Genomic DNA, 21,783 nt, shown 5'->3' with positions numbered 1-21,783 from the left:
TCGTTGCACTAGGCATGCATGAACACTGTTACGCCCGAGAGTGTGATCATGGACAGCACGGTGGACAGCAGCACGGCGTTGCGCGGCAGCCGGGTGTCCAGAGCGTACTGGTGGGCATAGACGAACACGTTCTGCGCGGTCGGCAGCGCCGAGCACAGCACCACCGCGAGCAGCAGCCGCGCGTCCAGGCCGAGGGCCTCGCCGGCGAGGAAGGCGACCAGCGGCTGGGCCACGGCCTTGAGCAGCACGGTGATCCACAGCTCTCGCCGGTTGGCGGGTTCGCGCTGCTCACGGCTGTGCAGTGACATGCCGAGCACCAGCAGCGCGGTCGGCACGGCGGCGGCCCCGAGCTGCGTCAGCGGGCCGTTGACCAGATCGGGCAGCCGCCAGCCGAGAGCACTGACCGCCACACCGAGCCCGGACGCCGCGATGATCGGATTGCGCACCGGCAGGGTGAGCAGCTCACGCCAGCGGTGGCCGGACGCGCGCGCGACGTCCATCTCGACCAGGGTGAGCACGACCGGCGTCACCAGGAGCACCTGGAACAGCAGCACGGTGACGATGAACGAGGCATCACCGAGCACGGAGATCGCCACCGGCACGCCCAGGTTGGCCGAGTTGACGTAGCAGGCGGCCATCGCGCCGATCGACTGCTCGGCCAGGCCTCGCCCGAACAGCCAGCGGCTGGCCGCCAGCGCGCCGACACCCACGACGAGCGTGCCGACGGCGAACACCACGATCGCCGGCGACAGCAGCCGGGACACCGGCGTCCTGCTCAGCGTCGTGAACAGGACCGCCGGCATCGCGACGTGGAACACCAGCCGGCCCAGCACCAGCTCGGCGCGGTCGCCGAGCACGCCGGACCGGCCGACGAGGTAGCCGAGCACGGTCAGCGCCCAGATGGGCACGAACGCGGTCAGCACCTCACGAGGCTCAGAGCCGGCACGAGCGGATGTCCGAGGCCAGCACGGCCTTGGCGCCCAGCGCGGCGAGCTCGTCCATGATCTGGTTGGCTTCCTTGCGCGGCACCATGGCCCGCACCGCGTTCCAGTTCTCGTCGGCCAGCGGCGCGATCGTCGGCGACTCGAGGCCCGGCGTGACCTTGAGCGCCTGCTGGAGCAGCGATTTGGGGCAGTCGTAGTCCAGCATCACGTACTGCTGGGCCAGCACGACGCCCTTGAGCCGGGCGGTCAGCTGGGCCATCGGCGCGGTCTGCACCGCGCCCTCCCGCTTGACCAGGTACGCCTCGGACTCGCAGATCACGTCGCCGAAGGCCACCAGGTTGTGCTGGCGCAGCGTGCGGCCGGAGCCGACGACGTCGGCGATGGCGTCGGCCACGCCCAGCTGCACCGAGATCTCCACCGCGCCGTCGAGCCGGATCACGTCCGCCTCGATGCCCCGGCGGCTCAGGTCGTCGACCACCAGCCGCGGGTAGGCGGTGGCCAGCCGCATGCCCTGGAGGTCCTCGATCTTCCAGTCCCGGCCGGCGGGGCCGGCGTAGCGGAACTTCGAGGCGCCGAAGCCCAGCGCCAGCAGCTCCTCGACGCCCGCGCCCGAGTCCCACGCCAGGTCGAGGCCGGTGATGCCGAGGTCCAGCTCGCCGGACCCGACGTAGATGGCGATGTCCTTGGGCCGCAGGAAGAAGAACTCGACGTCGTTGGCGTTGTCGAGCACGGTGAGGTCGCGGGACTCATGGCGTCCCCGGTAGCCCGCCTCGGCCAGCATCTCGGCGGACTTCTCGGCAAGGGCGCCCTTGTTGGGCACCGCGACGCGCAGCATCTGCTTACTCCCGTTGTCGCTCATAGGTGGCGGTAGACGTCGTCGAGGGTCAGGTCGCGGCCCAGCATCAACACCTGGACGCGGTAGAGCAACTGGGATATCTCCTCGGCCAGCCGCTCGTCGGACTCATGCTCGGCGGCGATCCAGACCTCGCCCGCCTCCTCCAGGACCTTCTTGCCCTGGGCATGGACGCCGTCGTCCAGCGCCGCCACCGTGCCCGAGCCCTCGGGCCGGGTCTTCTTGCGGTCGGTCAGCTCCGCGAACAGCTCGTCGAACGTCTTCACGGGGGCTGATCCTCCCATCCCCCGACCTCCCACCGGCTACTTGGGGGCGGCTACTTGGGGGCGGGCTGGTGCTCGGCCCCGAGCAGGCTCGCCTCGCCCCGTTTGCCCAGCGGGGCGGACCCCACCGAGGTCAGCAGCGACAGCAGCGCGGCCATGCCCGCGGTGGACAGCGCCGTCACCCACGGAACGTTCAACAGCCCGAAGCTTCCCGCTCCGAGAACGGCCACCAGCGCTTGGCAGAACGTTTTCACGGCGCGTTCGAGCGCGTCCTGCCAGAAGGTCAATGTCAACATTTCTACTCCCCTCCTCGTTGACCAATGAGCCGCGGCGGGACCGGCTGATACCGGTCGCTGTGACCAATCCGACAACGGTCGCGGAAGCACCCGTTCGCGCTGATCGTTTCCCAGGGTGTGGATGTCGACGTGCTGGTGATCGGGGCCGGGCAGGCGGGGCTGTCGGCGAGTTACTTCCTGCGCCATTACGGCGTGGAGCACGTCGTGCTGGACGGCAACGCGGGGCCGGGCGGGGCGTGGCGGCACCGCTGGCCGTCGCTGCGGCTCGGCAAGGTGCACGGCATCCACGACCTGCCGGACATGCCGCTGGGCAAGCCGGACGGGTCGCTGCCGGCGTCGGAGGTCGTGTCGGCGTACTTCGAGAGGTTCGAGCGTGAGAACGCCCTACCGGTGCAACGACCGGTTCGGGTGACATCCGTTCGGGAGAACGGGGACGGGCGACTGCTGGTTGTCACCGATAAGGGTGAGTGGGTGGCCCGGGCCGTGATCAATGCGACAGGCACCTGGGACCGGCCGTTCTGGCCGCACTACCCGGGGCAGGGCACCTTCCGCGGCCGACAGCTGCACACGGCCGGCTACCGCGGGCCGGAGGAGTTCGCCGGGAAACGCGTGGTCGTGGTCGGCGGCGGGGCGTCCGCCACGCAGGCGTTGGCGGAGATCTCGCTGGTCGCGGCCGAGACGACGTGGGTGACGCGGCGGCCGCCGGTGTGGCGGGAGGGGCCGTTCAAGGAGCAGGACGGGCGTGCGGCGGTCGCGCTGGTGGATGAGCGCGTTCGCGCGGGGCTGCCACCCATCAGTGTGGTCGGCGTGACCGGATTGGGTGTCACCCCGGACGTGGCGGACGCGCGTGCCCGCGGCGTGATGGAGCGGCTGCCGATGTTCGACCGGGTGGTGCCCGACGGCGTGGCCTGGGACGACGGCCGGCACGTCGAGGCCGACGTCATCCTGTGGGCCACCGGTTTCCGGGCCGCCCTCGACCACCTCGCGCCGCTGCACCTGCGCGCGCCGGGCGGCGGCATCACCATGGATGGCACTCGCGTCGTGCCAGACCCTCGGGTTCACCTGATCGGGTACGGACCCTCGGCTAGTACCGTGGGCGCGACCAGGGCAGGACGTGCGGCGGCCCGGGAAGTCCGGGACCTGCTGGCGAGGCGGGCCGTGAGCGCCGCCTGAGAGGTGAGGCGCGTTGGACTTCGTGCACGGCGACCGGGACGTGTTGGACGTGCTGCGGGCCCGTCGGGCCTCCGGCAGCAGGCCGGGGCGGCGCAAGGACAAGCTGCGGGTGGCGCTCGTCGTCGAGGGCGGCGGCATGCGGGGCGTCTACGCCGGCGGCATGGTCTCCGCCCTGGAGTCCCTCGGCCTGCGCGACTCGTTCGACGAGGTCTACGGCACCTCCGCCGGTGCCTTCTCCGCGGTTGCCCTGGCCGTCGGCAAGGGTTCCAAGGCCGGCGCCGTCTACTACGAGGACCTCGCGTCCCGGAACTTCATCAACTACCGGCGGGCGCTGACGGGCCGGGGGCCTCTGATCAACCTCGACTACCTCGTCGAGCACGTGCTCGAGAAGGCCAAGCCCCTCGACTACGAGTTGCTGGCCGGGTCCGACATCCCCGTGCGCACGGTGGCGACGCGGCTGGACACCGGCGCCGCCGAGGAACTCTCCGGTCTCACCTGTGCCGACGACTGGCGGGCGGCCCTGCGCGCCACCTCGTGCGTGCCGTTCCTGTGCGGGCCGGCCGTGTCGTTGCTGGGCGCGCAGTGGATCGACGGTTCCGTCGCCGAGCCCATCGCCATCGAGCGGGCGCTGGAGCGGGAGGCCACGCACGTGCTGGTGTTGCTTTCCCGTGCCCCCACGGAGAAGTCGCCCAAGGGGGGCGAGCATCCGCTGATGTCGGTGGTGGCCCGGGGCCTCGACCCCGTCGTCGCCGAGGCTCTGCGCCGGCGGGCCGAGAAGCACGCCAGCGCCATGCAGTTGTTGACGGGCAAGGGTTTGCTGGCGCTGCGCCCCACTGTCGACTGCGGTGTCAACGGCCTGACCACCAACATCCCCCGCCTCCGCCGCGCCGAGGAAACCGGTGCCGCCGCCGTCCACGCCCTCTTCGCCGCCTGACAACCCCCGCGAGTCACGCGTGAGGTCGCGCCGGTCTGAAGGACCGCCGGCTCAGCTCGATCGAGTCTGTCCATCGATCGAGCTGAGGCAAGGGAAGAGACCGGTCACGAACGACCTCACCCCGCGCGGAACGCGCGGCACAAGCACAGACACACCGAATGCAGGTTTCAGGCAGAAGTCTTGACCCTCTCGCCGGTCAGGGTTCCAGAATCATCGGCGTGGACGAGAACTCCGGCCGGTGGCAGATCGGGCAGTTCGCCGAGCTCGTCGGGCTGACCATTCCTCAGCTACGCCGTTACGACCGGCTGCGGCTGCTCGAACCCGAAGGCCGCGAGGCGCAGTCCGGCTACCGCTACTACACGAGCGGCCAGACCGGCGCCGCCCGGGTGATCGCCCTGCTCCGGTCGATGGACATGCCCATCGCCGACATCCGCCGCGTGCTGGCCGGCGTCGGCGACCCGGAGCGCCGTGAGTTGTTCCGCGACCACCGCGCACGGCTGGAGGCTCGTCTCGACGAGGTCCGCGGCCTGCTGGCGGCTGTGGATGCCCTGACCCAGGAGGAATCCATGCCCACCGAGCCGACGACCTGGCAGCACCTCATGCCTCGACTGCCCGTCTCCGACCTGGACCGGTCGATCGTCTACTACCAGGAAGCGCTGGGCTTCCGCCTCGCCTGGCGCACCGGCGACGACAGCCTCGCCGCCCTGGCCAGCGGCGAGATCGAGATGCTGCTGCTCGCGCCCTGGACCGGTGACGGGCCGCCGGCGGCGCAGTCCACGTACGTCTACGTGGAAGATCCCGACGCCCTCTGCGCGGAGTACGGGGAGGCCGGCGCCGAGATCGTCGACCCGGTCGCCTCCCGCCCGTACGGCATGCGGGATTTCGTCGTGCGGGACCCCGACGGGCACCGCTTCACCCTCGGCCGCGGCGAGGAGCGGCTGCGCGAGGTCGCCGAGCACTACGGCCTCACCGCCGACACCATCGCCGTCGACCCGCACTGGCTGGCGGACCGGTGCTGACAAAGGCAGTGCAGATCTGAGCCCGGAGGCTCAGATCTGCACGAAACCGCATTTCGGTGTGTCTGTGCTTGTGCCGCGCGTTCCGCGCGGGGTGAGGTCGCTGAAGATCCGGTCTCTTCCCTTGGCTCAGCTCGATCGATGAACAGACTCGATCGAGCTGAGCCCGCGGTCCTTCAGACCGGCGCGACCTCACGCGTGACTCGCGGGGGTTCGGCTACCAGGTGTAGTCGGTTACCTGGCCGCCGGCGATGGTGACGGTGCCGTGGGCCGTCAGGGAGTCGCGCCAGACGGTGTAGGTGCCGGCGTGGACGTGCGGGAAGACGGCGTTGTGGCGGATGCCGTCCGGCAGCTCCCGGGCGTGCACCTGGTTGTGGAAGCGCTGGTGGTCGGCGCCGACCGGGCTGAGCTCGATTTCCGCCAGATCCATCTCCCGGCCGGTGTGGATGACCAGCGCGCCGATCTCGCCGCCGATGTTGAGAACCAGACTGTCCAACTGATCCGCTCCTACTTGGAAGGCGTGTCGAAGCCGTCGTGCGGCAGGCCGAGATACGGGAAGTGCGGCATGAACTGGATGTCCAGGTTGGCGGGCGTGAGCCCGTCGGTCACCTGCCCGGCCACGGCGTCCGGCTTGAAGTTCTTGTCGATCAGGCTGAACGTCACGCCGGCGATGGCCCGCAGCTCCACCGACACCACGTCGTCGTAGACCCGCCGCCCGTTGGGGAAGCCGGCCAGGTCGCCGCCGACGACGCCGAGGATGTTCGGCTTGGCGGCCGGCGGCACGGCGGTGTTCAGCCGGAGCATGTCGGCCTGCACGTGTCCGGTGTTGTTCTGGAACCCGTTGACCACACCGGACGGCAGGCCGGTCAGCAGCACCGCGGCGAGGTCGTCACGGGACTTGCCGGACTTGTTCAGGGCGTCCAGGTTCGGGAAGGCCCCCGGGTACAGCACGGGCAGCAGCCCGGCCAGCTCGGGCTTGGTCACGAACTGGGCGAAGTTCTTGTCGTCGGCCGGCTGCGAATGATTCCACTCGTCCTTGCGGGACATGGGAATCAGCACCTCGTTGACGAGCGGGTTGCCCAGCCGCGACACCTGCGTCCACGGCCCGGACCACTCGTGCTTGCGCTTGACGTCGTCCCACAGCTTGACCTGCTGCCGGCTGGCGGCGGTCCACACGCCGATCACCGAGGCCGGGTTGTTGACGTCCTTGGACGCCGCGCCACCGCGCACGAGGTCGCTGATCGGCACCTGCAACGCGATGGTGTGCACGTTGAGGTCCTTGGTGGCGTTGACGCCGCCGGAGTTGACCAGCTTGGCCAGCCCGAAGTTGTTGTGGGCGGCGTCGAACGGGCGCAGCCGGCCCAGGTCGAAGATCGAGCCGAGGTCGACGTAGAAGCCGTCGGAACGCTGGCCGGCGAACACCTTGCGGCCGCCGCCGAGGTCGTGCACGGCCTGCTGGGCCAGCGCCCCGTAGTTCGGGGTGGACAGCGGACCGATGTTGCACGGCGGGCTGGCCAGGTTGTGGCCCACGGTCTGCGCGACGGCCTGGTTGCCGTTGCGGGTGACCTTGGCGACGTCGTAGAACTGCTTGCGGTTCCAGTTGGCCGAGTCGATCGACTGGATGGGGCCGGTGTTGTAGAGGAACGTGTTGTTGTTGCCCAGCACGGTCTTGAACCGGAACTGGTAGGTCACGTTCGGCTGGCCGTCGCCGTCGTTGTCGATGTTGATCTCGTACAGCACGTCCTCGCCGAACTCGAAGAAGTTCGGGCCGGCCGCCGGGGACTGGAGCGGCACGTAGTTGGCGATGATCGTGACGGTGTTCGGCACGTCGGGGCTGACGAACGCGTACAGGTCCGCGGAGTCGGCGACCGGGTCCTGTGAGATCTCGGGGGCTTCGCGATGCGATGACACGGGATTCGGGTCTCCTCGTCAGCGGGCGGCGGCCTGCGCCAGTTGCGCGGCCAGTTGCGGGTCTTTGAGCCGGACCAGCTTGGTGCCGACGAAGATGTCGATGTCCCCCGACGCGACGTCGCGCACGTGCGCCACCACGGGCTCCGAGTCGCCACCGGCGGCCTGCGCGGTGGTCTGCGCCGACGCGCCCGTGGTGAACGCCTCGACGGCGACGCCCCCGACGACGCCAGCGGCGCCGACGGCGAGCGCGCCGCGGAACAGCTTGCGGCGCGACACTGGGGAAAGACTTGTCATGATCCGGGTCTCCAGACAGAAGGTGCGAACTGGCGCGAGTCGGGTCACCAGATCACTTCGCGCGGAGAACCTGATCAGTTCACTCGTTCACTAACTGCAACTCATGTGCAACAGCTCAGGGCAGCACGACGACCTGTCCGGCGAAGCTCAGACCAGCGCCGAAGCCCAGCAACAGGGCGGTGTCGCCGCTGCGGGCGGCGCCGGAGGACAGCAGCGCGTCCATCGCGAGCGGAATTGACGCCGCGGAACTGTTGCCCTGTTCAACAACATCCCGCGCGACGGCCACCGTCGAGGGCAGCCGCAGCGACCGCGCCAGCGCCTCGGTGATCCGGTCGTTGGCCTGGTGCGGGATGAACGCGCCGAGGTCGCCCGGCTCGATGCCGGCGGCCTCCAGCGTGCGGCGGGCGACCTTGGCCATCTCCACGGTCGCCCAGCGGTACACCGGCTGCCCGTGCATCCGCATCGCCGGCGCCTCGGCCGACGGATCCTTGGCCACCTGGTCCCGCCAGTCCAGCCAGCTGTGGTCCTGGCCGATCAGGTCGGCCTGGCTGCCGTCGCTCCCCCACACCACCGGGCCGATGCCGGGCTCGTCGCTCGCGCCGACCACGGCCGCGCCGGCGCCGTCGGCGAACAGGAAGGCGGTGCCGCGGTCCCGACCGTCGATGATGTCGGTCATCCGCTCCACGCCGATCACCAGCACCGTCTCGGCGCTGCCGCCGCGCACGATGTCCCCGGCCAGCGCCAGGCCGTAGCAGAAGCCCGCGCAGGCGGCGGAGATGTCCATCGAGCCGGCGTTGACCGCGCCGACCCGGGTGGCGACCTCGCTGGCCGCGGCCGGCGTCTGCTTGAGGTGGGAGATCGTCGCCAGCAGCACGCAGCCGATCCGGGCCGGGTCGACGCCGCTGCGCTCGATCGCCGCGGTGGCCGCCGCCACCGCCATCTCGACGATGGTCTCGTCCTCGCTCGCCCACCGCCGGGAGCGAATTCCGGACCGCGTCCGGATCCATTCATCGGACGAGTCGATCAGCCCGGCCACCTGGTCGTTGTCCACCACGAGCCGAGGCCGGTACGCGCCGATACCGAGCATGGCGGCGTGGCGCACGGGGGCGCTGGTGCGAATGGACGCCCTCACGGTGGCGGCTCCTGTCGTCGGCGGTGGAGAAAACACGCGAACGTCAAGGAGATCCGCTACCGATCGGTAAGGCAATTCGCCGACCCGGGGTCCGGCAGTCACGTCCGCCACACCGAAAAACGATCCCGTCTCGTTTCGATTAACGGCCGTTCGGGCGATCGGGAAAATAAATCGGGCGCCGGGGCCGATCGGCCCCGGCGCCCGCCCGTCCCCGGTAGTGCCTGCCAGAATGCCAGCCGACCGGGTGGGAAACCACCCGTGGCGGCCGGGTCTGCGCGAATTCTCAGCCCAGCAGTGCTCCGAGGGCAGCGACGTCCACGCCGACCAGCGTCTCCCGCAGCACCATGCCCGGCCCGATCGGCACGTCCACGTCGCACGGCACGACCAGCACGGTGCAGCCGGCGGCGGCGGCCGAGGCGGAGCCGGTCGGCGAGTCCTCGACCGCCACGCAGTCGGCCGGCTCGACGCCCAGCAGCCGCGCCGCCTTCAGGTACGGGTCGGGCAGCGGCTTGTTCCGGCCGTCGACCTCGTCGCCGCAGATGGTCACGTCGAAGAAGTCACGCCCGATGGTGTCCAGCGCGACCTCGGTCAGGGCGCGCTCGGTGGACGTGACCAACGCGGTCGGGACGCCGGCCGCCTTCACCGCGGCGAGCAGATCGGCCGCGCCGGGCCGCCACGGCAGGCCCTCGTGGAACAGCTCCTCTGTTCGCTTGGTGAGAAATCGGCAGCCCTCGTCCATCGCCGACCGGTCGTGCGCGAGGCCGAGGTCGTCGAACATCAGCACCATCGTGCGGTCCATGTTGGACCCGATCATGGCCGCCCTGGTCTCGGGCGTGAGCGCGCCGCCCAGCGAGGCGGCCAGATCCGCCAGCGAGACGTCCCAGACCTTCTCGGAGTCGATCAGAGTGCCGTCCATGTCGAACAAGACCGCCGCCGGCCCGCGCACGGGTTCTCCTGCCTGTCGAAGTGCCACCGCACCCGCAACGGTAACCGAGCCGACCCCGCCCACAGGGGGTTCGCGGGGGCGGTGCGGCCAGCGCCACACCCTCCCGCCGAACGATCGACGGGACGACGCGCGGGGGGCAAACAGGTGCACCGAACGAGTCGGACCTGCCCCGGGTCGTAGGCTGGGCCGGTGACCGATCCGGACCTGAACGCAGAGGGCGCCTCGGCCGAGCAGCGTCAGCTCACCGACCCCGTCCTCGTGGCCGCTTTCGAAGGGTGGAACGACGCCGGCGACGCCGCCAGCACCGCGATCGAGCACCTCGAACTCACCTGGGACGCCACCCCCCTCGCCGAACTCGATCCCGACGACTACTACGACTTCCAGGTCACGCGGCCCACGGTCCGCATGGTCGAGGGCATCACGCGGCGGATCGAGTGGCCGACCACCCGGCTGTCGGTGTGCCGCCCGCCGGGGTCCTCGGTGGACGTGGTGCTCGTGCACGGCATCGAGCCGAACATGCGCTGGCGCAAGTTCTGCGCCGAGCTGATCGGCTACGTGGAGCAACTGGGCGTGACCACCGTCGTGACGCTGGGGGCGATGCTCATGGACACCCCGCACACCCGCCCCGTGCCGGTCACCGGCATGGCCTACGACGCCAACTCGGCGGCCAAGTTCGGGCTGGAGAGCTCGCGCTACGAGGGCGCGACCGGCATCGTCGGGGTGTTCCAGGACGCGTGCGTGCAGGCCGGCGTGCCGGCGATCTCGTTCTGGGCGGCGGTGCCGCACTACGTGTCGCAGCCGCCCGCCCCCAAGGCCACGCTGGCGCTGCTGCACCGGGTGGAGGAGGCGCTCGACATCGAGGTGCCGCTCGGGGCGCTGCCGGAGCAGGCCGAGGAGTGGGAGCAGACGGTCACCGAGATGGCCGAGGAGGACGAGGACGTGCGCAACTACGTCCGCGCCCTGGAGGAGCGCGGCGACGCCGACGCCGACAACCAGCTCAGCGAGACCAGCGGCGACGCCATCGCCGCCGATTTCGAGCGCTACCTGCGCCGCCGCGGCCGCGGCGAGCGCGGCCAGCGGGGCGACGGCCCGCCCGGACCGTTCGACCGCTGATCGTCCCTGTCCCATCGAGGCGGCGGAGCCCCGGCGCTCCGCCGCCTTTTTCGTGCCGGTTTCGCGGAACTTCCGGTCAACCATTCCCGCTGTGGGTTTACGGTTCGGGTATGGCGGATGCGCACGCGGCGTGGAGTCGCACCAATCGCGAACTCGAGGAGTGGGTGCCGAAAGCACGTGCCGAGGACGTCGCATCACCCGAGGCGATCGTGACGGCGCTGCACGATTCGGTGAACGGGCCGAAAGGGGCGTGGAACAGCGATCGGCTCCGTTCCCTGTGCGTGCCGAACGTGCTGTTCGCCTGCCTCACCGTGAACGAGGACGGCGAGACGACGGTGAACAATTGCCCGCTGGACGATTTCATCCGGCTCGTCGAGGAAAAGCACGCCGAATCCGGCTGGTACGAACGCACCACCGAGATCGTGAGCGTGTCCACGGTGGCCAAGAAGGGCGGCGCGCTGGCCGTCGTGCACTACGCCGGCGAGGCCTCCAGCACGCCGGACGGCATGCTGGAGGAGCAGGGCGAGACGCAGGCGATCCTGATGCACGACGGCGTGCGCTGGTGGGTCGTCGCCGACACCTGGTGAGGCTCAGAGCCCGCCCAACATCGTCACCGGCCGTTCCACGCAGTCGGCGACGTAGCGCAGGAAGCCGCCGGCCACGCCGCCGTCGCAGACGCGGTGGTCGAAGGTGAAGGACAGCTGGGTGACCTTGCGGACCGCCAGCTGGCCGTCGACCGCCCACGGTTTGTCGACGATGCGGCCGACGCCGAGCAGCCCGGCCTCCGGGTGGTTGATGATCGGCGTGGAGCCGTCGACCCCGAAGACGCCGTAGTTGTTGAGGGTGAAGGTGCCGCCGGTCATGTCCTCCGGCGTGAGCGTGCCGGCGCGGGCCAGCTCGGTGAGCCGGGTCAGCTCGGCCGCCAGTTCGAGCGTGGTGAGGCGGTTGGCGTTGCGCACGACCGGCACCACCAGGCCCCGGTCGGACTGCGCCGCGAAGCCGAGGTTGACCGCCTTGAAGCGGACGATCTCCTGCCGCTCGGTGTCCACAGTGGAGTTCAGCTCGGGGTAGCGGGCCAGGCCGGCGACGACGATGCGGGCCATCAGCGCCAGCACGCCGACGCCGATCACCTTGCGGGCCTCCATCAGCCCGGTGGCGTCCACGTCGACCCACGTCGTGGCGTCGGGGATCTCGGACCGGCTGCGGCTGAGCTTGTCGGCGATGGCCCGGCGCATGCCGCGCAGCGGGATCCGCTCGCCGTCGACCGCCGGCGCGGGCTTGGCGATCGCCGCCTCGACGTCCTTGCGCAGCACGATCGCGTCCGGACCGGTCGGGGTGATCGTCGCGATGTCGATCCCGTTGTCCCGGGCCAACTTCCGTACCAGCGGCGAGATCACCTTCGGCGCCTGCTCGACGGCCGGCGCGGCCGGTGCCGCCGCGGTGGCCACCGCCGCCTTGGCCCGGCGGCGACGGGTGCGCGGCTCGTCCTTGGTGCCGTAGCCGATGAGCACGTTGCCGGAGCCGGACTCGGCAGCTTGCGCCGCCGCGCCCACGGCGATCAGCGGCTCCCCCACCGACACCACGGAACCGGCCTCGGCGAACAGCTTCAGCACGGTGCCCTCGAACGGCACCGGCACCTCGACGGCCGCCTTGGCCGTCTCCACCTCGATCACCACCTGGTCGACGTGCACGGTGTCGCCCACCGCCACCTTCCAGCCGAGCACCTCGGCCTCGGTGAGCCCCTCCCCCAGATCCGGCAACCGGAACAGCTGTTCGGTCGTCATGAGTGGGCCCCCGTGAGGTACCGGTGGTCGGGCTCGTCGGTGAACTGGAGGCGGTCCACGGCGTCCAGCACGCGGTCCACGCTGGGCAGGTGCGAGTGCTCCAGCATCGGCGGCGGGTAGGGGATGTCGAAGCCGGCGACGCGGATCACCGGCGCGGCCAGCGAGTGGAAGCAGCGCTCCTGGATGCGGGCGACGATCTCCGCGCCGAAGCCCGCGAAACCGGACGCCTCCTGCACGACCACGCAGCGCCCGGTGCGGCGCACCGACCGCATCACGGTGTCGTCGTCGAACGGCACCAGCGAGCGCAGGTCGATCACCTCGAGGTCGACGCCCTCCTCGGCGGCGGCCTCGGCCGCCTGCAACGCGACCGGCACCGACGGGCCGTAGGCGATGAGCGTGGCGTCCTTGCCGTGCCGGCGGACCGCGGCGTGCCCGAGCGGCTCGTCGATGTGCCGGAGCTCGATGTCCTCCTTGGACCAGTACAGCTTCTTCGGCTCCATGAAGATCACCGGGTCGGGATCGTCGATCGCCTCCCGCAGCAGCGTGTAGGCGTCGTTGACGGTCGCCGGCGTGACCACCTTCAGGCCCGGCGTGTGCACGTAGTACGCCTCGCTGGAGTCGCAGTGGTGCTCCACGCCGCCGATGCCGCCGGCGTACGGCACGCGGATCACCATCGGCACCGTCAGGTGGCCGCGGGTCCGGTTGCGCATCTTCGCCACGTGCGAGGTGATCTGCTCGAAGGCCGGGTAGGCGAAGGCGTCGAACTGCATCTCGACCACGGGCTTGAAGCCGCCCATGGCCATGCCCAGCGCGAAGCCGACGATGCCGGCCTCGGCCAGCGGCGTGTCGAAGCAGCGGTCCTCGCCGAAGTCCCTGGTCAGGCCGTCGGTGATGCGGAAGACGCCGCCGAGCTGGCCGACGTCCTCGCCGAAGACGAGCACCCGCTCGTCGGCCGTCATCGAGTCGCGCAGCGCGCGGTTGAGCGCCTGCGCCATGGTGGTGGCGGCCATCAGCCCTCCTGGGCCTTGAGCTCGGTGGCCAGCAGGTCACGCTGCTCGACGAGCTGCGTGGTGGGCCGGGCGTACACGTGGTCGAACAGCGTCATCGGGTCCAGGTGCGGGTCGGCGTTCATCCGGCTACGCAGGTCGGCCGCCAGCCGCTCGCCGTCGGCCTGCGCCGCGGCGACGTCCTCGTCGGTGAGGGCGCCGAGCGTGCGCAGGTGCTTCTCCAGGCGGGCCAACGGATCCGCGTCCAGCCAGCGGTCGACCTCATCGCTGTTGCGGTAGCGGGTGGCGTCGTCGGCGTTGGTGTGCGCCTCGATGCGGTAGGTGTGCGCCTCGACCAGGAAGGGCGCGCCGGCGCGGGCGTGCTCGAACGCCTTGTGCAGCACCGCGAGCATGGCCACCGGGTCGTTGCCGTCGACCTGCTCGGAGCGGACGCCGTAGCCGACTCCCTTGTACGCCAAGGAGGGCGCCTTGGTCTGCTTCTCCAGCGGCACGGAGATCGCGAATCCGTTGTTCTGCACCAGGAAGACCACCGGCGCCTCGAACACCGCGGCGAAGTTCAGCGCCTCGTGGAAGTCGCCCTCGCTGGTCGCGCCGTCGCCGATCAGGGCCAGCACTGCGCTGTCGGTTCCCTTGCGGCGCAAGGCGTACGCCAGACCCGTGGCGTGCAACGTCTGGGTGGACAGCGGGGTGCACTGCGGGGCGGTGCGGGTGGCGTTCGGGTCGTAGCCGCAGTGCGCGTCGCCGCGCAGCAGGCCCAGCGCCTCGACCGGGTCCAGGCCTCGGGTGACCATCGCCATGGTGTCGCGGTAGGTGGGGAACAGCCAGTCGTCCTCGCGCAGCACCATGGCGGCGGCGATCTGGCACGCCTCCTGGCCGTGGCTGGACGGGTAGACGGCGAGGCGGCCCTGCTTGGTGAGGGCGGTGGCCTGGGCGTCGAATCGGCGTCCCACCACCATCCGGCGGTGGGCTTCGCGCAGCTCCTCGGTGCTCGGCCGGGGGTAGCCGGCGGGTCCGTCGACGGTGGTGCCGTCTTCGGCGAGGTAGCGCACGGGGGTGGCCGAGGGCAGCAGGTCCGTGGCGATGTGATCGGACACCGGGGTCCTCCTTCGGCAGACGTTTGCAGGCGTTTCCTCGACATTCTGAGCTCCTTGTCCGACACTGGCGGAAGATCCGAGACAGATTTCCGCCTCGTGGCCGTTTGGAGGGCCGTTTGTCCATCGAGACCGACGTCACACCGGGGCCGGCCGGACGTTCGGCCGCCGAGCTCGACGACGTGGATCGGGCGATCATCGCCGAGCTGCGGCGCGACGGCCGGATGTCGATCAGGACGCTGGCCGACCGGGTGCACATCTCCCGCACCAGTGCCTACGCCCGGCTGGACCGGCTGCTGGCCGCCGAGGTGATCACCGGCTTCACCGCGGAGATCTCGCCGCGCCGGGCCGGCCTGGGCACCAGCGCATACGTGCTGCTGACCATCGAGCAGAACACCTGGCGGTCGGTGGCCAAGGCGCTGCGCGGGATCCGCTACATCGAGCACCTGGCGCTGGTCGGTGGCGACTTCGACGTGCTGGCCCTGGTGCACGCGCCGGACAACCTGGCGCTGCGCGAGGTGGTGCTGGAGCGGATCCAGAGCGTGAAGGGCGTGCGGGCGACCCGGACCTGGCTCGTGTTCGAGGAGGATCCGGGTCTGGGGCCCCAATGGGGATCGGCACAGCGGGGCTAGGTCAGGCCGCCTTCTCGACGGGCATCTCGGCGTCGACCACCTTGCTCAGGCGGGGCACCAGGATCACCTTGAAGCCGACGATGAACAGCACGAACAGGATGATCACCGGCAGGTTCGAGACCAGGCTGGAGGCGGCCACGTCGTCGGCGCCGAACTGGAAGGCGAGCACCACCCGCAGCACCGACTCGGCCAGCAGCACCAGGCCGAAGGCGGCGGTGCCGATGCGCTCCAGGCGGCGGAACTCGGCGGAGTTGTCCCAGGCCCGGTTGTAGGCGGCGTCCCGCTTCGGGTCGCCGGCGACGGCCATCGGGCGGCCGACGACGTACATGAAGGCCTTGCCGCGGAAGACCGTGATGAAGACGTAGACCGCGGCGACGGCGGTGTAGAAGGCCGGGCGGGCGACCAGGAAGCGCGGGTCGCCGCTGCTGACGAAGGTGAGCGCGATGCCCAGCGCGAGCTCGGTCAGCACCAGCAGGGCGAAGCCGTCCAGCTTGCCGCTGCGCAGGATCGACGTGGCCACGCCGACGGCCTGCACCGCCACGCCGGCGACCATCGCGATGGTGACGGACACGCCCGCCGCGTACAGGCCGAACATCACCGCCAGCGAGACGACCGTGCTGGCCAGGACCAGCTTGACGTCGCGTTCGCCGGTGTCGGTGAGCTTGCCGAAGGCGGCCTTGCCGCCGATCAGGACGGCGCCGGCGGACAGCGCGAGGACGGACGGGACGCCGAGCGGTTGCAGGATGAGGTACACCACCGTCGGCACCACGATGTCCAGCGCCATGTCCAGCAGCGCGATGGCTAAGACCTTGGCTTTGGCCGTGTTCATTCGGTGTTCCCCCTTGCTCGACGGGCGCGGCCGCGCTCGGGCCGCTGGTGCTCCTGCTGTTCCCGCTCGACGACGGCGGCCTTGCTGTGCTCGAACTTCCACAGCAGGCGGGTGAGTTCGCGGAGCTCGTCGGCCTCCCAGTCCGCGACGAAGCTCTCGAACCGGCGCATGCCGAACTCGGTGAGCTCCGCGATCTGCTGGCGGCCCAGCTCGGTGAGCTCGGCGATGAAGGCGCGGCCGTCACGGGGGTCCGGGCTGACCTTGACCTTGCCCTCGTCCTCCAGGTCGCGCAGCTGCCGGGTGACCAGCGAGCGGTCCACGCCCATGGCCTCGGCCAGCTCGGACGGCCGGCTGCCCTCGTGCATCGCGACGGTCTGGAGCAGCCGCAGCTCGGCGGCCTTCGGCCGCTGCTTCGCCGCCTTGGTCAGGCCGCCGTTCACCGTGAACAGCGCCGCAACCAGACCCTCGACGTCCTCACGACTCACCATGCGGTAGACGCTAGCAGTAGTTGATGGACTCCATCAACTACTTTTCCGCATGGGGATCTCCGGGCCCCGACCGGAGGCAGGTTCTAGGCCGTGTAGCGCGCGACTCCGTCCACAGTGGACCCGGTGAGCCGGCCGTCCCGGACCAGCACGTCCAGGTGCGCGGAGGTCTCGCCGATGGCCAGCATGCGGTTGAACGTGTCCATTTCGGACAGTTTGCGGTTGTGCCGGGTCCAACCCATCCGGCCCGCCACCTCCGCCGCCGTCGCCACGTCCTGCCCGAGGGCGCGTTCCGTCTCGTCCAGGCGACGACGGTGGTGGTCCAGCAGCTCGTCCACGCGGACGTGGGTGGAGTCGGCGACCGGGCCGTGGGCCGGCAGCAGGCGCATGTCCGGGTGCTCGCGGACCAGGCGCAGCGAGTCCAGGTAGTCCCCCAGCGGCAGTTCCTGGCGTACCAGCTCGAAGCCGATGCTCGGGGTGATGTGCGGCAGGATGTGGTCGCCCGCGAACAGCAGCGAGGAGTCGGCGTCCATGTAGACCAGGTGGCCGGCCGTGTGCCCGGGCGTCGGCAGCGCCTTGAGGGTCCGGGTGTTGAGGCGGATCTCCGTCTCGCCGCGGATCCATTCGTCCGGCCGCTCGTAGCCGTCCGGCTGCCGACCGCCGCGCTTCATGCCCTCACGCATGCGCTCCGCGATGTCCGCCGCGCCCCAGCGCACCAGGTCGTTGAGCTGGCCCTCGACCCGTCCGTTCAGGATCGCCTCCAGCGACGGCTGCTCGCCGATGCCCAGGCTCACCCTTGACCCGAACGTCTTCCGCAGCGTGACGCCGAGCGTGTAGTGGTCGCGGTGGACGTGCGTGACCAGGAAGCGGCTGATGCTCTCGAAGCCGTGGCCGATGCCGCCCAGCGCCTGTTCCAGCCGGTCCCGGGCCTCGTCGAGGGCCCAGCCGGAGTCGATCAGCACCAGCTCGTCGCCGTCGGAGATGGCGTACACGTTGACCGCGCGCAGGCCGTCGTTGGGCAGCGGCAGCGGGATCCGGAACACGCCCGGCGCCACCTCGAACGCCCCCGGCTCCATCCACGCCGACCGAGCCGCCGCGATATCAGTTGCCAAAGCCAACCTCCTCTCCGGAGTGTGCCACACGGGCCCGTCCGGCCTCTTGCGGCTGTGACGCACATCCGTGTACCCCTGCGTGAGAAAGCGCTCCCACTAGCACGTCGGGCCCGCCGCCGGGGCTCGGCCGGAGGACAACCATGTCCAGCTCGATCTCGCGGCGGGATCTCGGCCGCCTCGCGGTGTTGACGGGTGGTCTGCTGGCGGCGACGGCCGGCACGGCCTCGGCGGCGGCCACCGACTGGTCGAAGGCGGTGGTGGACTCGACCATCGCCCGCAACCCCGACCCCAAGTCGCTCGGCGGCTGGGGCTACACGCAGGGCCTGTTCCTGTACGGCACCTACCTCGTCTACCAGCGCCTGCGCACGCCGTCGTACCTGGCGTACATCAAGAAGTGGGTGGACTACTCCGTCGACGGCAACGGGCATCTCAACGACCCGCTCACCAGCTTGGACGCCATGCAGGCCGGCAATCTGCTGCTGATCCTGCACCAGGAGACCGGCGACGGCCGGTACAGGACGGCGGCACAGCAGATCCGCACCCGGATCACCAACTACCCCCGGACCAGCGACGGGGCGATGTGGCACTCCACGTCGTTCACGCAGCAGCTGTGGTGCGACGGTCTGTTCATGGCGCAGCCGTTCCTCGCCCGCTACGGCCAGCGGTACAACGACCAGACGTACTGCTACCAGGAGGCGTGTCACAACCTCACCACCTACTTCGGCCACCTGACGTCGTCGACGGGGCTGCTGTTCCACGCCTACTCGGCCGACGGCAAGGCGTTCTGGGCCAACAAGACCACCCACACCTCGCCGTACCACTGGGCGCGGGCGATCGGCTGGGTGGCGCTGGCCCACTTCGACGTGCTGGACGTGCTGCCGGCCAACGACTCCCGGCGGGCCCAGCTGATCAAGAACCTCCAGCAGCTGGTGACCGCGTTCGTGAGGTACCAGGACCCGGCGACGGGCCGCTGGTTCCAGATCGTCGACAAGGGCACCGACCCCAACAACTGGACGGAGACCTCCGCGTCGGCGATGTACACCTACGCGATCTCCCGCGCGGTGCGCGCCGGCTACGTGTCATCGAGCCTCCAGGCGGCGGCGCAGAAGGGCTACCAGGGGGTGCTCCAGAAGGTGACCCTCGGGTCGGACGGCCGCACCACCATCGCCGACATCTGCCCGGGCACCGCCGTCACGAACTCGCTGTCGGGCTACTACAGCCGCCCGCGCACGGCCAACGACCAGCACGGGCTGGGCACGTTCCTGTTGATGAACGAGGAATTGACCAAGTGAGCTGATAGGTGGCCGTCGCATGAACGCCTACGACGGCCACCCGCCCGCGCAGCGGTGCACGCCGAGTCGGCGACGTTGAGGTCGACTGCGAGCAACCATCGGCTTGGGCGCGCATGATCCGAGCGATCGGCGCCAAGGGCGATTCCTGGGCCAAGACTTGGTGCAACAGTCGAGCAACCAGGGCTCACCGCCCATCGAATGGGGCAAATCAGTCGACGGAGGCCGCTGACCGGATTCCACCAGCCTGGAACGAATCCAGCCGTCCGCGCCATCCTCACCTGTTGCCGGACCACCGGTCTCATCGTCCCCAGTGGACAGGGCAATCGGCTGGATCGTTCCACGCTGCCTCACCCTTGCTCGGCGATAGGGCAGGCCGATATAGTCAACTAGTTAGGAAAGTTTCCTAACCAAAGAATGTCGCGGACATGGCGGGCGGTCCACGGTTCCAGGGGGACGCCCCCGGTGGATGGTCCGTTCCGTTCAACGCGGGATCAAACCCTTGTGGCGCAACAAGTGTTGAACCGTCTACTACATGGTCCATCGCGCAACCGAGCCGCGCCCTCGGCCGCGACTGTCAACTGTGGACGTCGGCTTCATTCGGGAAGCCGGCGGGATGTCACGCACAACCACGAGACGTGGAGGATCCGATGGCGAACGGACGACGATGGGTCACGGCGATCGTGACCGCGACCGCGGCGGCGTTGGGCATGGCCGTCAACGCGGCGCCGGCAACCGCCGGGCAGCCCGACAGCGTCACGACCGCGGTTCCGAGGTTCGATCATGTCGTGCTGATCATGATGGAGAACCGCGGATTCAACAGCATCATCGGCAGTTCCCACGCGCCGTACCTGAACTCCCTGGCCAAGCAGTACGCCCTGTTCACCAAGTCGTTCGCGCTCACGCATCCCAGCGAGCCCAACTACATCGCGCTGTTGTCGGGCTCCACCCAGGGCGTCAAGGACGACTCGTGTCCGCACACCTTCGCCGCGGACAACGTCGCCCATCAGCTCGCGGCGAGCGGGCGAAGCTTCGTCGGGTACTCCGAAAGCCTGCCGAAGGTCGGCTACACCGGCTGCACCAACGGCGACTACGCCCGCAAGCACAGCCCCTGGGTGAACTTCAGCGACCTCCCGACCTCCGCCAACCAGCCCTATTCCTCCTTCCCGAAGGACTTCAGCAAGCTGCCGACGTTGGCCTGGGTGACGCCGAACCTTCAGGACGACATGCACGACGGTTCCATTCAGCAGGGCGACACCTGGCTGAAGAAGAACGTCGACGGATACGTCCAGTGGGCCAGGACCCACAACAGCCTGTTGATCATCACCTGGGACGAGGACGAGGACAACGGCGGGAACAACGGGATCCCCACGATCTTCGCCGGCGCGCAGGTGAAGCCGGGGCAGTACACGGAGAAGATCAACCACTACACGGTGTTGCGAACCCTTGAGGACGCCTACGGAGTGGGCGCGCTGGGCGCGGCCGCGAAGGCCACGGCGATCACCGATGTCTGGTCGGGCAGTGCGTCCTGACCATGGGGTGGTGGCCGTCCACGTCGCAACGATGGCCGCCCGCCGCCAGCGGCCTTGCCGTCCGTGATCGACGCGTCGCCACGCAGCGTCCGGCCGTCACCGTGATTGCCACGGTGACGGCCGCGACGCGACCCGTGGCACCGACACCGGCGAGCCGGGGCGTGGCCGGACTCATGAGGTCAGCAGTCGCGCCAGTTCGACTCGTGATCGAACGCCGAGTTTCACGTAGACACGGCCGAGGTGGTACTCGACCGTCTTCACCGACAGGAACAGCGCCGACGCGACTTCCCGGTTCGTCCGCCCTTCGGCCACCGAGAGCGCGATCTGCGTCTCCTGGGGAGCCAGCCCCGCGGTGTAGGCCGGCTGCCGCGCCACGTTGACCCCGGCCGCCCGAAGCTCCTGGGAGGCGCGGTCCCGCCACGGTTTCGCCCGCAGCTCCTCGAACGTCGCCAAGGAGGCGGCGAGCTGATCGCGAGCGGCCCGCCTGCGCTTCGCGCGCCGAAGCAGCGAACCATAGACGAGCTGCGCCCTGGCCTGAGCGAACGGATCGGGAATTCGCCCGTAGAGGGCGATCGCGTCCTCACACGCGGCATGCGCGTCGACCGCGTCGGCGACGAGCGCGCGGCAGACCAGCAACGCGGCCCGACTCCAAGCGATCGGCGACGAGGAGACGAGGTCGTCGAGTTCCCGCACCACCCGCCGAGCCGATTCCTTGTCACCGCTTTCCAACTGGGACAGGACCAGGTCCGCGTGGTATTGGAGCACGGTGGCCTCACGCAGCCCGGTCCCGGCGAGGCGAGCGTTGACGCGGCGCAGCCGTGCGGCGCTTTCGACGGGCTGGCCGGCGCCGAGTCGATCGAGGCCCAGTGCGATGTCCACATAGGGCTGGACCAGCGCCGCGCCGAGATCGGCCAACTGACCGTCGATCTCGGCGGCGTGCGATCGACAGTCATCGTGGTCGCCCCGCGCGGCGTCGATCCGGGCCATGCTGCTGAGCGCGTAGGCGGCCGGGAGCACGATCTTCGCCTGGTACGCGATGGTCGCCGCCTCCCCCGCACTGACGTACGCCTCGTTCCAGCGTCCGGTGCGCAGCTGGAGCTCGGCGGAGACACCCTCACGACCCCGTAGTCGAGCCGCCTCGGTCTCC

At 70.0% G+C, this 21,783-nt stretch carries 24 protein-coding genes; 8 read left to right on the top strand and 16 right to left on the bottom strand.

Features of this window, described 5'->3' with window-relative positions; translation table 11 throughout:
• Positions 1–8: 8 nt before the first annotated feature.
• From BCF44_RS41365 to BCF44_RS41350, 4 genes are read right to left on the bottom strand one after another with little or no spacing between them, the layout of a single operon-like run.
• Positions 9–923, bottom strand: coding sequence for an AEC family transporter (locus BCF44_RS41365; protein WP_116179970.1), 915 nt, complete (start codon positions 921–923; stop codon positions 9–11).
• Positions 924–933: 10 nt separating this feature from the next.
• Positions 934–1,779, bottom strand: coding sequence for an ATP phosphoribosyltransferase (hisG, locus tag BCF44_RS41360; protein ID WP_116180137.1), 846 nt, complete (start codon positions 1,777–1,779; stop codon positions 934–936).
• Between the two features lie 20 nt (positions 1,780–1,799).
• On the bottom strand, positions 1,800–2,063 hold the full coding sequence (locus BCF44_RS41355) for a phosphoribosyl-ATP diphosphatase (RefSeq protein WP_116179969.1): 264 nt from the start codon (positions 2,061–2,063) through the stop codon (positions 1,800–1,802).
• Between the two features lie 50 nt (positions 2,064–2,113).
• Entirely contained in the window at positions 2,114–2,356 is a 243-nt protein-coding gene (locus BCF44_RS41350) for a holin (RefSeq protein ID WP_116179968.1), read from the bottom strand.
• 117 nt (positions 2,357–2,473) lie between these two features.
• On the opposite strand from BCF44_RS41350, the gene BCF44_RS41345 reads away from it, so the two are divergent.
• The 3 genes from BCF44_RS41345 to BCF44_RS41335 all read left to right on the top strand — a co-directional run bounded on the left by BCF44_RS41345 (position 2,474) and on the right by BCF44_RS41335 (position 5,482).
• The gene (locus BCF44_RS41345) at positions 2,474–3,529 is read left to right on the top strand and encodes an NAD(P)-binding domain-containing protein (RefSeq protein WP_246016109.1); all 1,056 of its coding nucleotides are present in this window, start codon (positions 2,474–2,476) and stop codon (positions 3,527–3,529) included.
• A gap of 22 nt (positions 3,530–3,551) precedes the next feature.
• Positions 3,552–4,463, top strand: a complete 912-nt coding sequence (locus tag BCF44_RS41340; RefSeq protein ID WP_246016125.1) for a patatin-like phospholipase family protein — start codon at positions 3,552–3,554, stop codon at positions 4,461–4,463.
• Between the two features lie 218 nt (positions 4,464–4,681).
• The gene (locus tag BCF44_RS41335) at positions 4,682–5,482 is read left to right on the top strand and encodes a VOC family protein (protein ID WP_170218034.1); all 801 of its coding nucleotides are present in this window, start codon (positions 4,682–4,684) and stop codon (positions 5,480–5,482) included.
• Between the two features lie 214 nt (positions 5,483–5,696).
• Here the strand turns inward: BCF44_RS41335 and BCF44_RS41330 are convergent, their stop codons facing one another.
• The 5 genes from BCF44_RS41330 to BCF44_RS41310 form a co-directional block, all read right to left on the bottom strand.
• A complete protein-coding gene (locus BCF44_RS41330) occupies positions 5,697–5,975 on the bottom strand; it encodes a phospholipase (RefSeq protein WP_116179964.1) in 279 nt (92 codons plus the stop codon).
• 11 nt (positions 5,976–5,986) lie between these two features.
• A complete protein-coding gene (locus BCF44_RS41325) occupies positions 5,987–7,390 on the bottom strand; it encodes a DUF4331 domain-containing protein (RefSeq protein ID WP_116179963.1) in 1,404 nt (467 codons plus the stop codon).
• Positions 7,391–7,408: 18 nt separating this feature from the next.
• Positions 7,409–7,684 carry a hypothetical protein gene (locus BCF44_RS41320; protein WP_147328832.1) on the bottom strand — a complete coding sequence of 92 codons (276 nt, stop codon included), beginning with the start codon at positions 7,682–7,684 and terminating at the stop codon, positions 7,409–7,411.
• A gap of 115 nt (positions 7,685–7,799) precedes the next feature.
• Positions 7,800–8,816 (bottom strand): beta-ketoacyl-ACP synthase III, encoded by a 1,017-nt coding sequence (locus tag BCF44_RS41315; protein WP_342775708.1) that lies wholly within the window; start codon positions 8,814–8,816, stop codon positions 7,800–7,802.
• Positions 8,817–9,099: 283 nt separating this feature from the next.
• Positions 9,100–9,762 carry an HAD family hydrolase gene (locus tag BCF44_RS41310; protein ID WP_246016108.1) on the bottom strand — a complete coding sequence of 221 codons (663 nt, stop codon included), beginning with the start codon at positions 9,760–9,762 and terminating at the stop codon, positions 9,100–9,102.
• A gap of 189 nt (positions 9,763–9,951) precedes the next feature.
• Between BCF44_RS41310 and BCF44_RS41305 the strand changes: the two genes are divergently transcribed.
• Both BCF44_RS41305 and BCF44_RS41300 read left to right on the top strand, forming a co-directional pair.
• The gene (locus BCF44_RS41305) at positions 9,952–10,875 is read left to right on the top strand and encodes a PAC2 family protein (protein ID WP_116179961.1); all 924 of its coding nucleotides are present in this window, start codon (positions 9,952–9,954) and stop codon (positions 10,873–10,875) included.
• A gap of 110 nt (positions 10,876–10,985) precedes the next feature.
• Positions 10,986–11,462, top strand: a complete 477-nt coding sequence (locus BCF44_RS41300) for a hypothetical protein (RefSeq protein ID WP_116179960.1) — start codon at positions 10,986–10,988, stop codon at positions 11,460–11,462.
• A 3-nt stretch (positions 11,463–11,465) separates the two neighbouring features.
• Here BCF44_RS41300 and BCF44_RS41295 read toward each other — a convergent pair whose 3' ends face one another.
• The 3 genes from BCF44_RS41295 to pdhA are packed head-to-tail and all read right to left on the bottom strand — an operon-like array spanning position 11,466 to position 14,760.
• The gene (locus BCF44_RS41295; RefSeq protein ID WP_116179959.1) at positions 11,466–12,659 is read right to left on the bottom strand and encodes a dihydrolipoamide acetyltransferase family protein; all 1,194 of its coding nucleotides are present in this window, start codon (positions 12,657–12,659) and stop codon (positions 11,466–11,468) included.
• Positions 12,656–13,669, bottom strand: coding sequence for an alpha-ketoacid dehydrogenase subunit beta (locus tag BCF44_RS41290; protein ID WP_116179958.1), 1,014 nt, complete (start codon positions 13,667–13,669; stop codon positions 12,656–12,658). Before BCF44_RS41290 ends, BCF44_RS41295 begins: the two co-directional genes overlap by 4 nt.
• Positions 13,669–14,760 (bottom strand): pyruvate dehydrogenase (acetyl-transferring) E1 component subunit alpha, encoded by a 1,092-nt coding sequence (gene pdhA, locus BCF44_RS41285; protein WP_116179957.1) that lies wholly within the window; start codon positions 14,758–14,760, stop codon positions 13,669–13,671. The genes BCF44_RS41290 and pdhA overlap by 1 nt, the downstream gene beginning before the upstream one ends.
• Before the next feature lie 116 nt (positions 14,761–14,876).
• Between pdhA and BCF44_RS41280 the strand changes: the two genes are divergently transcribed.
• A complete protein-coding gene (locus BCF44_RS41280) occupies positions 14,877–15,389 on the top strand; it encodes an Lrp/AsnC family transcriptional regulator (RefSeq protein WP_116179956.1) in 513 nt (170 codons plus the stop codon).
• A 1-nt stretch (position 15,390) separates the two neighbouring features.
• Here BCF44_RS41280 and BCF44_RS41275 read toward each other — a convergent pair whose 3' ends face one another.
• The 3 genes from BCF44_RS41275 to BCF44_RS41265 all read right to left on the bottom strand — a co-directional run bounded on the left by BCF44_RS41275 (position 15,391) and on the right by BCF44_RS41265 (position 17,779).
• On the bottom strand, positions 15,391–16,218 hold the full coding sequence (locus BCF44_RS41275; RefSeq protein WP_116179955.1) for a VC0807 family protein: 828 nt from the start codon (positions 16,216–16,218) through the stop codon (positions 15,391–15,393).
• Positions 16,215–16,706: a MarR family winged helix-turn-helix transcriptional regulator gene (locus BCF44_RS41270; protein WP_116179954.1), complete on the bottom strand. Its 492-nt coding sequence runs from the start codon at positions 16,704–16,706 to the stop codon at positions 16,215–16,217. The genes BCF44_RS41275 and BCF44_RS41270 overlap by 4 nt, the downstream gene beginning before the upstream one ends.
• 83 nt (positions 16,707–16,789) lie before the next feature.
• Positions 16,790–17,779 (bottom strand): MBL fold metallo-hydrolase, encoded by a 990-nt coding sequence (locus tag BCF44_RS41265; RefSeq protein ID WP_116179953.1) that lies wholly within the window; start codon positions 17,777–17,779, stop codon positions 16,790–16,792.
• Positions 17,780–17,955: 176 nt separating this feature from the next.
• Here BCF44_RS41265 and BCF44_RS41260 point away from each other — a divergent pair, with 176 nt between their 5' ends.
• Both BCF44_RS41260 and BCF44_RS41255 read left to right on the top strand, forming a co-directional pair.
• Positions 17,956–19,107, top strand: a complete 1,152-nt coding sequence (locus BCF44_RS41260) for a glycoside hydrolase family 88/105 protein (RefSeq protein WP_116179952.1) — start codon at positions 17,956–17,958, stop codon at positions 19,105–19,107.
• Positions 19,108–19,754: 647 nt separating this feature from the next.
• The gene (locus tag BCF44_RS41255) at positions 19,755–20,636 is read left to right on the top strand and encodes an alkaline phosphatase family protein (RefSeq protein ID WP_116180134.1); all 882 of its coding nucleotides are present in this window, start codon (positions 19,755–19,757) and stop codon (positions 20,634–20,636) included.
• Between the two features lie 171 nt (positions 20,637–20,807).
• Here BCF44_RS41255 and BCF44_RS41250 read toward each other — a convergent pair whose 3' ends face one another.
• The gene (locus BCF44_RS41250; protein ID WP_170218033.1) at positions 20,808–21,551 is read right to left on the bottom strand and encodes a helix-turn-helix transcriptional regulator; all 744 of its coding nucleotides are present in this window, start codon (positions 21,549–21,551) and stop codon (positions 20,808–20,810) included.
• Between the last annotated feature and the right edge of the window lie 232 nt (positions 21,552–21,783).

Origin of the sequence: Kutzneria buriramensis, from assembly GCF_003387475.1 — a bacterium.
Classification (GTDB): Bacteria; Actinomycetota; Actinomycetes; order Mycobacteriales; family Pseudonocardiaceae; genus Kutzneria; species Kutzneria buriramensis.
The sequence above is the reverse complement of the archived record's forward strand: the minus strand, read 5'-3'. Positions and strand labels throughout refer to the sequence as shown.

Bases quoted from the DNA above. Each gene is read 5' to 3' on its own strand.
- hisG (WP_116180137.1), bottom strand. From the start codon at position 1,779: ATGCTGCGCGTCGCGGTGCCCAACAAGGGCGCCCTTGCCGAGAAGTCC.
- BCF44_RS41290 (WP_116179958.1), bottom strand. From the start codon at position 13,669: ATGGCCGCCACCACCATGGCGCAGGCGCTCAACCGCGCGCTGCGCGAC.
- BCF44_RS41275 (WP_116179955.1), bottom strand. From the start codon at position 16,218: ATGAACACGGCCAAAGCCAAGGTCTTAGCCATCGCGCTGCTGGACATG.
- BCF44_RS41265 (WP_116179953.1), bottom strand. From the start codon at position 17,779: ATGGAGCCGGGGGCGTTCGAGGTGGCGCCGGGCGTGTTCCGGATCCCG.
- BCF44_RS41270 (WP_116179954.1), bottom strand. From the start codon at position 16,706: ATGGTGAGTCGTGAGGACGTCGAGGGTCTGGTTGCGGCGCTGTTCACG.
- BCF44_RS41350 (WP_116179968.1), bottom strand. From the start codon at position 2,356: ATGTTGACATTGACCTTCTGGCAGGACGCGCTCGAACGCGCCGTGAAA.
- BCF44_RS41295 (WP_116179959.1), bottom strand. From the start codon at position 12,659: ATGACGACCGAACAGCTGTTCCGGTTGCCGGATCTGGGGGAGGGGCTC.
- BCF44_RS41320 (WP_147328832.1), bottom strand. From the start codon at position 7,684: ATGACAAGTCTTTCCCCAGTGTCGCGCCGCAAGCTGTTCCGCGGCGCG.
- BCF44_RS41300 (WP_116179960.1), top strand. From the start codon at position 10,986: ATGGCGGATGCGCACGCGGCGTGGAGTCGCACCAATCGCGAACTCGAG.
- BCF44_RS41255 (WP_116180134.1), top strand. From the start codon at position 19,755: ATGGCGAACGGACGACGATGGGTCACGGCGATCGTGACCGCGACCGCG.
- BCF44_RS41260 (WP_116179952.1), top strand. From the start codon at position 17,956: ATGTCCAGCTCGATCTCGCGGCGGGATCTCGGCCGCCTCGCGGTGTTG.